Origin of the sequence: Gillisia sp. JM1 (genome assembly GCF_000424645.1) — a bacterium.
Taxonomy (GTDB): domain Bacteria; phylum Bacteroidota; class Bacteroidia; order Flavobacteriales; family Flavobacteriaceae; genus Gillisia.
Genome location: NZ_KE384218.1, coordinates 1938785 through 1952289 on the forward strand (window position 1 = coordinate 1938785; position 13505 = coordinate 1952289).

The 13505-nt window shown below is 33.4% G+C and carries 13 protein-coding genes and 2 tRNA genes; 7 read left to right on the plus strand and 8 right to left on the minus strand.

What is annotated here, in order from left to right; genetic code table 11:
- The first annotated feature begins 31 nt into the window (after window positions 1-31).
- Window positions 32-751, plus strand: a complete 720-nt coding sequence (locus H033_RS0112075) for a sulfite exporter TauE/SafE family protein (protein WP_026838536.1) — start codon at window positions 32-34, stop codon at window positions 749-751.
- Window positions 752-769: 18 nt separating this feature from the next.
- On the opposite strand, the gene H033_RS0112080 is transcribed toward H033_RS0112075, so the two are convergent.
- The 3 genes from H033_RS0112080 to H033_RS0112090 form a co-directional block, all read right to left on the minus strand.
- Window positions 770-1246: a hypothetical protein gene (locus H033_RS0112080; RefSeq protein ID WP_026838537.1), complete on the minus strand. Its 477-nt coding sequence runs from the start codon at window positions 1244-1246 to the stop codon at window positions 770-772.
- A 262-nt stretch (window positions 1247-1508) separates the two neighbouring features.
- Entirely contained in the window at window positions 1509-1844 is a 336-nt protein-coding gene (locus tag H033_RS0112085) for a hypothetical protein (RefSeq protein WP_026838538.1), read from the minus strand.
- A 61-nt stretch (window positions 1845-1905) separates the two neighbouring features.
- Window positions 1906-2466 carry a Pycsar system effector family protein gene (locus tag H033_RS0112090; RefSeq protein ID WP_026838539.1) on the minus strand — a complete coding sequence of 187 codons (561 nt, stop codon included), beginning with the start codon at window positions 2464-2466 and terminating at the stop codon, window positions 1906-1908.
- 400 nt (window positions 2467-2866) lie between these two features.
- Between H033_RS0112090 and H033_RS0112095 the strand changes: the two genes are divergently transcribed.
- From H033_RS0112095 to H033_RS0112115, 4 genes are all read left to right on the plus strand, one after another.
- Window positions 2867-3193 (plus strand): DMT family transporter, encoded by a 327-nt coding sequence (locus tag H033_RS0112095; RefSeq protein WP_026838540.1) that lies wholly within the window; start codon window positions 2867-2869, stop codon window positions 3191-3193.
- Between the two features lie 603 nt (window positions 3194-3796).
- Window positions 3797-5659 (plus strand): monovalent cation:proton antiporter-2 (CPA2) family protein, encoded by a 1863-nt coding sequence (locus tag H033_RS20180; protein WP_034886201.1) that lies wholly within the window; start codon window positions 3797-3799, stop codon window positions 5657-5659.
- A 293-nt stretch (window positions 5660-5952) separates the two neighbouring features.
- Entirely contained in the window at window positions 5953-6123 is a 171-nt protein-coding gene (locus H033_RS21640) for a hypothetical protein (RefSeq protein ID WP_155827810.1), read from the plus strand.
- Window positions 6124-6784: 661 nt separating this feature from the next.
- Complete coding sequence (locus H033_RS0112115; RefSeq protein ID WP_026838542.1) at window positions 6785-7453, plus strand: hypothetical protein; 669 nt, start codon at window positions 6785-6787, stop codon at window positions 7451-7453.
- Window positions 7454-8906: 1453 nt separating this feature from the next.
- Here H033_RS0112115 and H033_RS20185 read toward each other — a convergent pair.
- Window positions 8907-9698, minus strand: a complete 792-nt coding sequence (locus H033_RS20185) for a site-specific integrase (RefSeq protein ID WP_081661848.1) — start codon at window positions 9696-9698, stop codon at window positions 8907-8909.
- 59 nt (window positions 9699-9757) lie between these two features.
- Between H033_RS20185 and H033_RS0112130 the strand changes: the two genes are divergently transcribed.
- Window positions 9758-10099, plus strand: coding sequence for a hypothetical protein (locus H033_RS0112130; RefSeq protein ID WP_026838544.1), 342 nt, complete (start codon window positions 9758-9760; stop codon window positions 10097-10099).
- Between the two features lie 58 nt (window positions 10100-10157).
- Entirely contained in the window at window positions 10158-11078 is a 921-nt protein-coding gene (locus tag H033_RS0112135; protein ID WP_026838545.1) for a transposase, read from the plus strand.
- Here H033_RS0112135 and H033_RS20190 read toward each other — a convergent pair.
- The 4 genes from H033_RS20190 to H033_RS0112155 all read right to left on the minus strand — a co-directional run bounded on the left by H033_RS20190 (window position 11062) and on the right by H033_RS0112155 (window position 13473).
- Window positions 11062-11586: a phage integrase SAM-like domain-containing protein gene (locus H033_RS20190; RefSeq protein WP_231367610.1), complete on the minus strand. Its 525-nt coding sequence runs from the start codon at window positions 11584-11586 to the stop codon at window positions 11062-11064. The two genes, H033_RS0112135 and H033_RS20190, sit on opposite strands and share 17 nt — an antisense overlap.
- Before the next feature lie 213 nt (window positions 11587-11799).
- A tRNA-Pro gene (locus H033_RS0112145) sits at window positions 11800-11877 on the minus strand.
- A gap of 112 nt (window positions 11878-11989) precedes the next feature.
- Window positions 11990-12074, minus strand: a tRNA-Ser gene (locus tag H033_RS0112150).
- Window positions 12075-12234: 160 nt separating this feature from the next.
- Window positions 12235-13473, minus strand: coding sequence for an NAD(P)/FAD-dependent oxidoreductase (locus H033_RS0112155; RefSeq protein WP_026838546.1), 1239 nt, complete (start codon window positions 13471-13473; stop codon window positions 12235-12237).
- Window positions 13474-13505 lie beyond the last annotated feature (32 nt).

The following is a 13505-nucleotide window of genomic DNA, read 5'->3' on the forward strand; positions in this document are numbered from 1 at the left end:
ATGTAATTTTGTTTGAAATTATATGATTATTATGGAAATAGATCTCTATTTGATTGTTTCAGTAGCTATTTTTTTTGGTTTTTTCGTACAAACTGTAGTCGGTTTTGCGGGGTCTTTAATTGCCTTGCCCATATTGCTGCTTAGTGTTGGCCTTCCAGATGCAATTGCCTATATTTCTATATTCTATATTTTTTCAAGTGTTTTCCTTATAAATAAGGAATGGAATAACATAGACTTTTCTATTTTATATAAATTGGCTTTTCCTACTTTAATTGGAGTTGTATTAGGGATTTTAGTTCTTGCTTTCACAAATCCTGTTCTTCTTAAGAAAGCCCTAGGTATCTTCATAATTCTATATGTTATTTATGTTTCTTTAATAAAAGCTGATTTTCAAGTAGGGAGAAAATTAGTTGCGATGTTAGGAATTTTAGGAGGGTTCTTTTCAGGGGTGTTTTCTACAGGTGGTCCGTTATATGTAATTTCTGTAAAGAATATGGCGATAGATGTTAAAACCTTTCGAGCCACTATGATAGGAATTATGGGGTTAATTACCTTAGTACGAATTCCCATGCTAAGTGTAAGTGGGATTTTAACCTTTGATCATTGGAAAGTAGCTTTGATTATCTTTCCAGTATTTCTTTTGGCCCAGTACATAGGGAAAGTGGTATATTCAAAAATAGATGAATTCTATTTTAAAAAAGTACTATTGGTTTTGCTTTTTTTCTCAGGAACGGTACTTATTATAAATTAAATCTACAGTAGAAAGAAATTAAAGAGAACAATTTGTTCTATTGATTACAGCACCAATTCCAACACCATTTTTGTCATCAGTAATAATAACAGAATCTTCGTTCAATTTAATAACGATAGGTATAGTTTCTTCTTTTCCTTCTTGAATGAATTGGTATTTTCCCCTGATAATGTTTTTTTCTATAAGCCCAGTTATTGTTCCTTCTCTTTTGTCCTTAAATTTGGGAAGCCAATTATAGATCCCAGATACAGAATTGCCAATAACATCCAGTTTTAATTCAAGAATATCAATATCTTCAGAGTTCTCTTTGAATGGAATCTCATTTCTAAAACAATAGGATCTCTTTAGGTCTATTTCTTTCTCTAACTCACTTTTTTTAATAGCATTTACCAAAACCGGCTCAGGCAAGCTTTCTACAGACGCAGTTTTATTACAACTCATGATAAATGCACTAACAGCAACTATAAGTAGAATTTTAAAAATGAATTTTGGCATGAGTTCTTAAATTAAATAATGGCTTTAAAACAGGTATTCAAGTTAACTATATTTCCTTTTAAAATGATTATTTCTTTTTCAGATAAGATTGTATAAATCCTAGTGAATTTTATAAATGCATTTTAAAAATTAAATTGAATGTTTCAAACACTCAATATTAAAGGTTAAATAATCTAGCTGTTGAGTATATATCAAAGAAAAGCTAGATAGTCTTTATCTCTTTATTGTATTGTTAAGTAGCTATACATTTATTATCTATATATCAATAAAGCATGCTATCAAGTAGTCTATCTAAATTGCGTTCCTTCATATTGAATTTTTTATCGGTTAAGAATACTTCATATATTTCTTTCCTAAGCCCCTTAATTTCTTTGTTGGAATATTCGTGTTTTGCTATTGCAGACTGAATTTTATCTAGACAATGATCTTCATCATCACAGCAAAACTCATTGTATAACCTATCGAACGTTTCTGAATCTATTTTAGATTTTATCATATCGATTTCTTCATCAGATTCAATAGAGTCTGCTTTTGCACACAGTAATAATATATAGATCTTTAATTCTTGTTTTGACCAGTATTTTAATTCATTTTTCATCGTAATAAAATTTAATTAGCCATCTTTTTCAATAGACATCAATATTTTCACCTTTTGACAATTATAAAGTTGCGAGGATATAATAAACTACAACTACAAGCAATAAAAAAAGGCTCAATGCTAGCAGTTGGATTGACCTTTTAACATTTCTGAATTTCCAGGCTGCAATTTTTGAAATAATATATATTTGCTCACCTAATTGTTCAAAAAGCTGATCCTCATCAAGGCTTACATTATAAAAGGTTTTACTGAATTGCTTAATATTTCCAAACTTAGAAATCACATCTCCAAAAAAGAAAATGTTCTTATCATAACTACCTTCTATTTTTGGCATAAAACATCTCACACTAAAAAAGATGGATGCTGCAGTACAACAAAACCAAAAACCAACCAGCACATCAAACAGCAAATCGCTGGAAACCTCACTTATAAGCATCCCCCAACTTTGGTAAATAAAATTTAATAAGATCCCATAGAAGGTAAGTATAAGCCCCGCCTTTAATTCAGAAGCTTTAATAAGACTCGTAACATAGTTAATGCTACCCCAGTAATGATCTATTAGATCATCGGTGTGCTTATTTTTTATTATTGGTTCTTCTATTAAAGCTGCTGTTTGCTCCATAAAAATATTAAGTTATAATTCAAAACGGTTATTTTGTCCTTATCAATTCTTAATCTTTGGGGAGGTGAAATTTGTAAGGATAAGAGAATAAAGTTAATTAAAATGTAGCTATTCTTAAGTTTTATTTCAAATATTATTTTATTAAAGTATTGAATAAGAGGGGATTAGGGGCTTGTAATTGTTGAGATGTCTTCTTGAATCAACGACAATTCAAAGAATTTTCAACCGAAAGATTGATCGTTCGGTTTAAGCGGGATTAATAAAAACCCCATTAGATCTTGACCGCATCATAGAGAATTGATAATAAACTTTGGGCAAAGTTGAGTTAGAATTTAATTTTTTAGCACATGTAAAATTTATCTTCAATAATATTTCCGTCTTTTGCAGGAAAAAAAAGGCTATGAATTGGATTTTTTTAATTATTGCAGGCTTATTTGAAGTAGCTTTTGCTTTCTGTTTGGGAAAAACAAAAGAAGCTACAGGAACTGAAATGTATTTATGGTATGCGGGCTTTTTGGTTAGTCTTATGATTAGTATGGGGCTTCTAATTAAAGTAACTCAAACTATGCCAATCGGAACCGTATACGTAGTATGGACGGGAATTGGAGCCATTGGAACTGTTTTAGTAGGAATTCTGGTTTTTAAAGAACCTGCAAGCTTTATGAGATTGTTTTTTCTTACCACTTTAATTGTATCAATCATTGGGCTGAAGGTAGTAACAGACTAAGACTTTATAAACTAGTTCAGACACTTTGAAATTTAATTACTGGGATTTAATAAGGGTTAAGAGTCATAAAAACCTAAACCTAAAAGTGTTTGATGCTTAACACTAGTTATAAGAAGCAGACTAAAAACTTCATGAATTGAATGATTTTCAACTACAGCATTTTATATAATTCACTAGAGGTTGAATTAACGAGATTATTGTTTTTTCGAAATAGGAGTTGAAGAATTTCAAAATTTTACTATTAGTTTTGAAGTATAATATTTTCTTTTAATCATGACATCTTCTTCAGCAGAAAATTCTAACTAAACTAAAGGAAAAAAATCGGGCTAAAAAATCAATAATAACTCATATCTAATTTAGCCCGATCAGCAATAGCTTAAAGCGATTGAAAGTTTATTATAGAAAACTTAAAAGAGTTAAGGAATGGACACTGTATCTTTGGAGGAATTGGAACTTAAATCAATTGATTGGTTACAGAACTCTATAAAATGGAATTCGAATACCTATTTTGCCGACTCTAAGACTTTGAGATAAAAAATTATTACTTTGAAAAACCAATAGAAAACTCAGTAAAACAAAATTAATTTATGAAGATATAGTGATATGAGTGGAAGTATTCTTTTCGAGGCCATAGTTTTTCTAGCTGCGGCAATTATTTGTGTCCCTCTTGTTAAAAAGTTAGGCTTGAGTTCGGTGATTGGTTATTTGCTGGCCGGAATTCTAATTGGTCCTTATATATTAGGTTTTATTGGGCATGAAGGAGAAGATATTCTAGAATTCGCAGAATTTGGCGTGGTGATGATGCTTTTTTTAATTGGACTTGAGATAGAACCCAAGAGCTTTTGGAAAATGCGGAGAGTAATTCTTGGTATGGGGTTTACCCAGGTTTTTGGGACTATGCTTCTTTCCTATTTGGTTTTCTATGCATTTGGATTAGAATGGCAGGTCTCTCTAACTATAGCTATGGCAATAGCTCTTTCTTCTACTGCAATTACGCTGCAAACAAATAAGGAGAAAGGCCTGATGAATACTACTTATGGAACTTCTTCCTTCTCCATCCTTCTTTTTCAAGATATCATTGTTATTATCATGCTGGGTATCCTTCCATTATTGTCTTCGGTTTCTAGCGCAAGCGTCGGCGAAAATGGGTTAGAAGAGAGGCATGAAAATCTCCTTGAAAATTTGCCTTTGGGTCTACAGGCACTGTCAATTATCTTTACAGTTATTGCAATCATTTTTGCAGGCCGTTATTTAATTGTTCCTATGTTAAGATTAGTAGCCAAAACGGGAGTAAGAGAACTTTTAGTGGCGGCTGCGCTATTAATTGTAATAAGCATTTCTTACCTCATGGTTTTGGTTGGTCTAAGCCCGGCACTTGGTGCTTTCCTTGGGGGAGTTGTTTTGGCTACCAGTGAGTTTAAACATGAACTAGATAGCACCTTAGACCCATTTAAAGGCTTGCTTTTAGGGCTATTCTTTATGGCGGTAGGCGCATCTATTAATTTTACTGTGATTGGGGAAAATCCACTAATGATAGCAGGTCTTGTAATTGGTGTAATTATTTTAAAAGCGCTTATTCTTTTTATTGTAGGATTGATTTTCAAATTAAAATTAGACCAAAGATTGCTATTAACCGTTGGCTTGGCCCAAATTGGGGAGTTTGCCTTTGTTTTGATCTCATTTGCATTTCAACTCAACATCTTTACTCAGGAACAACTGGATATTTTATTGGTTGTAACGGCACTTACTATGACATTAACCCCGATTCTTTGGTTATTAAATGAGAAATTACTCTTACCCCGAGTCGGCACTATTGAAGCTGATAAAAGATCCATGGATGCCATTGAAGAAACTCATAAGGTGATCTTGTTAGGCTTTGGACACTTCGGAAGCACCATTGGGAGATTTCTTCGAATTCACGGTATAAAAACTACTGTAATTGAGAAGAATTCGAATCGGGTAGATTTTTTAAGAAAAATGGGATTTGAAGTATATTATGGGGATGTGTCGAGAATTGATTTACTGGAATCTGCAGGAATTGCTGAAGCTGACTTTTTAATTTCAGCCATAGATAATCCAGACCTTACTCCAAAGCTGATGAAAAAACTGAAGGAGAAATATCCACAGGTGAAATTAATGGTTCGAGCAAAAAATCGCGAGGATGCTTATAAATTACACAATATAGGAATTGAAGATATTTATAGAGAATCCCTTGACACCTCGGTTAAAATGGCCAGTGATTTATTATTTTACATGGGCTTTGATGTAGATGCCACCAAAGAGCAAGCAAAGAAATTCATCCAACTAGATGTAGAAGGTTTAAAACGATTAGCGGCTGCACCTAAGAATGAAAAAGAATATATTTTTAGGGCAAGGGAAGAAATAGCGCAGCAAGAAAAACTTATGATAGAAGACCTTAAAATTGGAACTAGTGAACTCAAAAATTATAAGGTCTCTAAGCCTTAACAAATCTCTATTATGCCTTACATTTTTTAAAAAACTGTTTAGTATCTCATTAGCATATAAAAAGCTGTCGAAAAGTCTTTTGTATTGATTGTCAATAGTTTAACTTTGTATTATGATAAAAAAATTAGAGTAACAAGCAGTTTTTCTAAACATTTCTATGTTTGGATTTACATTGGCAACAAGAATTTTTAGTAAAACTCAATTGGGAAATTATATAGAGAACGTATTTAATAACGTCTAACATATTTTTTAACTTAAACTAAACAATTGGTTAGTTTCTAAATTTTACTATTATGAAAAATTTATTCTTAACAATAGCCATAGTATTATATTCTGTATCGATTACTGCTCAGATGAACTTTCGGGCTTATAATTTCTCTTATGAAAAAGGGATAGAGGCTTTACCCGAAAATATAATCACCAGTTATTCCACGAAGGTGATCTCTAAAGAAAATTTTAAGTAGCGTGCTTTTTTGAGAGAATCAAGGAAGTCCAATGAAAAGTTCCAGATAGGGCTACAAAATTTAAGTAAAAAGGAGCTTACTAAACTGTTTAGAAACTGTGCTAGGAAGTCTAAAAATACAAAAGAATTTAAAGAATATCTACTGGATTCAAACCCAGAGTTTTTAAACTATTTTTCGGATAGTGACACACCCGGGCTATATTCAAAATTCAAAAAAGGCACCTTAAATCAATATGTAACTGATTTAATGAATGATAGGTGAAATTAGGCTTGAAAGTTTTATTAAAAATTTTAAAATATTAGGATATATAAGAAAAAACAATAGATAGCAACCAATATGATATCGTAAAAGTAAGTTTTTATTTAGCTGAAAAGAAACAACAGTTACCTACCAGCTTTACATAAATAAAAAGACATTATTGGTGAACCAATTTCTTTTTACTTTAGCAGATTTTGATGTAATTGTCATTCCATAATTAATGAAGTTTAAATATGAAAATATGGCTCATATTTTGTTACCAATTAGACGGCGATATAAAAATCTGCTTGGAATACTGATGTAACTAGGAGCGATCCACAAGGGGTAACATGGTTCAATATTAAATTTCTATAACAGGTTTACACAAAAAGATTTTTAAAAATAGGATATTAACTGAGTCAGCATGGAAATAAAAGAAGTCAACATAGAAAATATCGCTCAGTATTGTATCGAAAATGTATTTAGGACAACTACTGATAAGTCAGGCTTCGTTCATCTGGATTTTGGGAAAGATATAGACTCCTATCAATTTAGGGGCATTATGGTTGACCTAAAGAAGGAACTATCCAAATACACTTCAAAACAATTCAATAAAAAATTGACCTATCATTGGCTTGTGCGCTTTGATCAACAAGTTAATACGCCGTACCATATAGATAATGCAGGAGATCAATCATTTTTGATGTTAGGATATGAGCCAAGCGAAATAGATAGTGAGCTGTATTTAGCAGACTATTTTAAATATTCAAATGAAGGCGAGGCTCGCCCAACAGATTATCTTAAAAATTTCTCTCCAGTATTTATAAAAGATGAATCTTTACTTGCGCCTTATATCACCAAAGTAAAACCTTTTGAGAAAGACACTTATAAGATTGTTTTAATTAACAACAGCAACCCGAAATTAGACCGAGAAACCTTAGGTGTGTTCCACAGAGCAAGAATTGTAAAACCCGACTTAAATAAGAGTAGAATAGTAAATTCAATGATCATGAACATGTTGCCGGAAGATGAAAACAATGAAAGTGAAATTAATGAAAAGGAGTTTATTATGACTGATATTATAAGCAAGTAAAAGTAGTTGCTTTAGATAACAGTCCCGAAACATCGGGAGAACCTGATATTTTTTTTAGTTATTCTTGAACAGAAAAAAAGCCCTGAACTTTCGTTCAAGGCTTCTGTTGGTCGGGGTGGCAGGATAATTTATTTAAGAACAAACGCCCTATCCACAGTACTTTCACTGAAAATCACTTTGATGTTTCACCGAATGATTCACCAAACTTCATAAAACAAAGAGCTTCATATTATTTAGTCGTCTTTGTGAAGTAAAGATATGATTTTCTTTCAAACGACTCTTTTAAAAACTATATTTCCACATCCTACTACTTTTTATAGTAGATGCAAATGGACAAGATTTAGAAGTTAGCCGGACTGCATAAGACGGGCTTCATACTTTGCCCTTTTATAAGTCCTTTCCTAATTCTAAATCCTTGAATAGAATAGCATCAAAAAAAGGTAGTAGCGAAGGCTCTGAAAGAAGTAAATTGGTTTAATAGTTATGGAGAATGAATTTTCAGAAAAATTTGAGGTCAATCAAAAAAGGAAAGTGCTCAGGATAAAAAAAGTAAATAGGTAAGCCGTATGATCAATAGTGATGTTATTTTCTATTCATATTTTGTTTTTATTTTTGTAAAAAAAACCTAAAATTAGGAATAGCAAGAGGGTAACACGCAGCGCGATGTTATATATTCCTAATTCATTGATTGTAAATAAGTTATCATATTTTAGTTTATGCTTTTTTACTAAATTTGCGTCAAATGCTCTGAAAAGACCTGTAAATAGGCATGGATTTGCGGCAAAGGCGTCAAAAAAAGCTGAAAAACGGACTCTTTTAGTACCATTCGATTCAAATAGAAAACCGTTAAAAATCTCCCTGAAATATCAAACATGATTCTTATTACAGAATTTTAATGAAAACCTTAAAAATACTGATTGATGAGTATTTGATAAGCTGGCGAGAACTCGTATTTACAGTCTTTTCCGTAAGTTTCTCATCATTGCTTACAATTTATGCCGCAGTTGGAGGAAAAAGAACGTAAAGTATACCTTATTTTTGATGAATGATGAGAGATAAGAGTTGAGGCTATTGATATCAAGGATTTAGGCGCTCATCGTTTTCTCATCAAAAATATAATGATGAGTAAGAGTAAGTGGTGTCTAGTAAAATATGCTGATGAAAAAGAAAAAATATAAAAAGCACTTAATTAAACGGTTCCTATCCGCTTTAATATTGAGCTCTATGACTTAAGTCAAGTAGAAAAAAAGATTCTTCTAGTAAAAGAAACATGGTTTATAAGTCGATAATGAGATTTACAAAGTAAACGGTAAAAGCCACAAGGGAGATTTCATTTGAGATAGCAAAGCAAGATGTGTCATTGTCATGACAATCTTGCTTTGCGCCCGGAGGTTGCAAAGGAAAAATTATAGTATCCTTATCTAATAATCCTTTACTATTCTCAAACCAATCCTTATTCATTGCTTCCATCGAGAGCAACTAAGTTTGTGTCCTCAGACTCACATAAACTAAGTTTTTCTTTCAACAGCAACATATCCTCACTTAATTTACCTTCCAAAACCCGTGCATAAATCTGAGTGGTAGATAATTTGGTATGTCCTAAAAGTTTAGAGACCGTTTCTATAGGTACGCCGTTCGATAAGGTAACCGTTGTTGCAAAAGTGTGCCTGGCGGAATGGAAAGTGATATTTTTTCTTATTTTCAATTGCAACATGATTTCTTTTAAATATTTATTGACCTTTTGATTGGAAAATACCGGGAATAAAAATTCGTCTTTTATACTATCGCCATATCGATCCATAATATTTTGGGCCTGAGACAAAAGTGGCACTTTTACCGTTTCATCCGTTTTTTCACGTTTGGTATAAATCCAGTTGCTGCCATCGATTCCTTTAATAATCTGATGAATGGTCAATTCTTTTAAATCTATATAAGAAAGCCCAGTATAGCAGGAGAATATAAAAACATCTTTGACTTTTTGTAAGCTGCTATTAGTAAATTCTGTAGTCTCTACTAATTGAAGTTCTCGCTTGCTTAAATATTGTCGCTCGTTTTTCTCGAATCTGAATTGGAAATTGTCAAAAGGGTTTTTAACCAGCCATTCCAGCCTAATTGAGAGGTTCAACATTTTTTTGAATCGTTCCAAATGTTTCATAGTGCCGTTATTCCCACAAGTCTTTCGAGAAACCTTTGCAGAATACTTGCGTAGGAACTGTTCAAAGTCGGTTACAAATCGATAGTTGATTTGGGATCAAGGTGAAAACTTGGGGAGAAATGTATCTTTGCAAGCAAAACACTTAGAACTTGGATAAAGAATTAGCCCGCTATTTATTGCCAGAAGGCATATTAGAATATTTTGAGATCATCAGTCATAAATCATCAACAGACAAGGTTCATTTCTATTTAGAAGAGAAGAACATTCTACCCAAAGAATATCAATTAGAAATAGCACAATCCAAAGGCTTCTTACCAGAAATAACGGTTGAAGATTTTCCGTTAAGAGGTAAATCCGTATTGCTCCATATAAAACGTAGGCGTTGGACCCTGGTCAATACAGGAGAGATAGTAAAAAGAGATTGGAACTTAATAGCTAAAGGCACTCGGATAACTAACGAGTTTGCCTCTTTTTTAAAAGGTATCGCTTGATACTCATGCGGTAAGTGCCAAACGGTTTGGTGACTATTATAAGACCAATGGTAAAACACTGCAGTACCACTACAAAAATCATCTTAGCGACTTCAAGGATTGGACGCAAAAAGAGCATTCACAGGATTGGCTGCTCTATGGAAAGAACTTGGGCAACTATTTAAGTTTAGATGAAACCTCTTTATCCAACGGTGAACTTTACACTATTCTAACAAACAAAGCAGCTAACGGAAAGAAAGGCAGCATCGTAGCAATTGTTAAAGGAACCAAAGCAGTTGATGTCATTGAGGTACTAAAGGAAATCCCAGTAGAAAGGCGCAATATGGTAAAAGAAGTCACTGTGGATATGGCCGGTAGCATGAATTTGATCGCTAAAAAATGTTTCCCTAAAACCGAAATAGTCACAGATAGGTTCCATGTTCAAAAACTAGCCTCAGAAGCAGTGCAAGAAGAACGTATCCGATTAAGGTGGGAAATTATAGAAGTAGAAAACAAAGCTATTGAAGAAGCCAGGAAAAATGAAAAAACATACAAACCAGAGCTTCTCAGTAATGGGGACACGCACAGGCAGCTGCTCGCTAGAGGCCGATATCTATTGTTCAAATCAAAAGCCAAATGGACAGCAAGACAAATAGAAAGGGCTGAAATATTATTTGATTTATACCCAACTATTGAAAAAGCATACAACTTCTCTCAAGGGCTAAGCCATGTTTTTAAAAACAATACGAACAAAGATGTAGCTAGGCTAAAACTGGCGCACTGGTACAACGAAGTCGAAAATTCCGAATTTAAGTCTTTCAATACAATTGCAAGATCTGTACAAATGCACTACGAAACCATACTAAACTATTTTAATAATAGAAGCACCAACGCTTCCGCGGAATCTTTTAATGCAAAAATCAAAGAATTCAGAGCGTCGTTTAGAGGTGTCAGAGATGTGAAATTCTTCCTCTATAGACTAACTAAATTATATGCATAATTTTTGAGCTCCCCAATAATATGGTTTGATCCTTGATTTGTTTGATGTTGATGTCGTTACAGTTCATCTTGTTCTTTAAAAACTCCTTTAAATAGGTTTCGGTAGTACGGTAATTCTTCATCGTGCCGGGTTTCAACACGTTTTTCATATGAGAATTGTGATAGCTCATTAATTCCAACAAGGTTTTTTGGTGCTCATCATTTCCGTAGAACCTGGCTTTGATACTTTGAGCAGATATTACTTTGTTCTCGGAAGATAGTAGCTTGTGGCAATCCAGAAACTTAGTATAAACCTGGTCTAAATACTGGTTTAAACTTCTTGCTTTTGGAGCAGTTCCCCGAGCACGTCCTTTTGAGACGTCCCAATGATTCACCGATATTGATCTTTTTAGGCTGATTTCTGAGCGTTTTCCATCAACGGTAACTCGTGCATAAATAAATAATTTTTTTGTCTCGTTATGGTGTTTACGAACAAAGAATAATACAGAAAAGGTAGTGTAATTAGGCATCTTAAGCGTCTTTAAATGAAACAATCAGTTTGCAAAGACGAAAGTCAAATCAGTTAATTGCATTATGAAGTTACGTAAATATCTGTAATAAAATGATTCACCGAATGATTCACCAGACTTATGTATTTAAATGATATTGTTTGATATCATTAAAAACAAAAAACACTGATAATCAAGAGATTAACAGTGTTTTGGTGGGTTTTAATACCCATTTGGTCGGGGTGGCAGGATTCGAACCTGCGGCCTCCTGCTCCCAAAGCAGGCGCGATAACCGGGCTACGCTACACCCCGAGTGATTTATTAATCGCGACTGGACGCGATAATCGTGCGGAGTTTATCCTGATCCCGCTAGAGCGGGAGAAGGGCTACACCCCGAATAATTCGTTTAGAATTAATCGTTTTGCGGAGAGTATGAGATTCGAACTCATGCGACAATTGCTCGTCGACAGTTTAGCAAACTGCTCCATTAACCACTCTGGCAACTCTCCGTTAAATTATAAGAACTTATCGCAACTATTTTGCGGTTGCAAATCTAACTTTTACCTACTAACAATCCAAACCTTTTTTCCCTTTTTTTAACTTAAAAAATCTAAGATTTCATTAAAAGGGTCGGACTCAGAAAATTAACCTTAAAAATAAATTTAAACTTTAGCTGGAAGCTTCTTCTAATTCTATTAATCTGGATAAATTTTGAATTATATGATCATGTTTTCTTACAAAAGGGTTGGACTCATCCCAAACATAACCTGCTAAAACAGCACAAATCTGTTTTTTAATTACCAGATTAGGATTAGGATGAAAAATTATCTTTTGAAGATTTCCAGAATACCACTCTTTTACATAAGTGGAAAATACATTCACCCCTTCTTTGATATATTTAACATATTCTTTTTCCCAATCAACCTCAGCGCCATTTCTTTCTTTTATAATTAGTTTGGCAGCTAATAAGCCAGAGGCAGTCGCAAAAGAAACTCCAGAGGAAAAAACCGGATCTAAAAATTCGGCACTGTTTCCCGTAAGTACGTAGCCCTCTCCATAAAGTTGAGTGACATTTCTACTTATATTATCTACTTTAATAGGCTTAAATAAAAAGTCGTGAGCTTCAAATCGGTCTTTATAGAACTTCAATTTCCCTATCATTTCCTTCATTGCTATTTCCGGATCCTTCGAAAAATTTTCGAACCATTTGGTAGGAGCTACAAAGCCTAAACTGGAATTTCCATTAGAAAACGGGAAATACCAAAACCAGACTTGAGTTTCTAAAACTTCAAAAGTTATAAGTTCCCCTTCTTTTCCTTTAGGGCGGTCAGGCTCTTCTATATGAACAAAAATTGAGGAATGAGCAGCAATTTGTGGGGGCGCTTCTAGTTGTAATTGTTTGGCTAAAACCCGTCCAAAACCACTGGAATCTATAATAAAATCTGCTTGGATCTCTGTGAGTTCTCCTTTTGAATTTTTTACAATAGTTTTAGAACTACTGCCTTCAAATTCAACATTTATTACTTCGGTATCAAACAAGATCTTAACGCCTTTCCTTTGGGCCTCTAATGCTAAACAGTTGTCGAAATCTGCTCTGGGTAATTGCCAGGTCCAGTTCCAGCCTTCGCCATATTTTTCAGAAAAATCAAATTCTCCTATTTTCTCATCTTTAATAAAACGAGCTCCAAATTTCTTTTGAAAACCAGCTTCTTTAACAGCTTCTAATAAACCGGCTTCTTCCAGATTATCCATGCATTGAGGAATTAAACTCTCCCCAATCTGAAACCTGGGAAAAATAGATTTTTCTACCACTAAAACCTTTATTCCATGATTATGAAGATAAGAGGCAGAGACCATTCCTGAAGGACCCGCACCAATAATAAGAATTTCTGAAATTTCCTTTTTCATTCCATTTCATTTGCGCGGTAAATATAGTACAT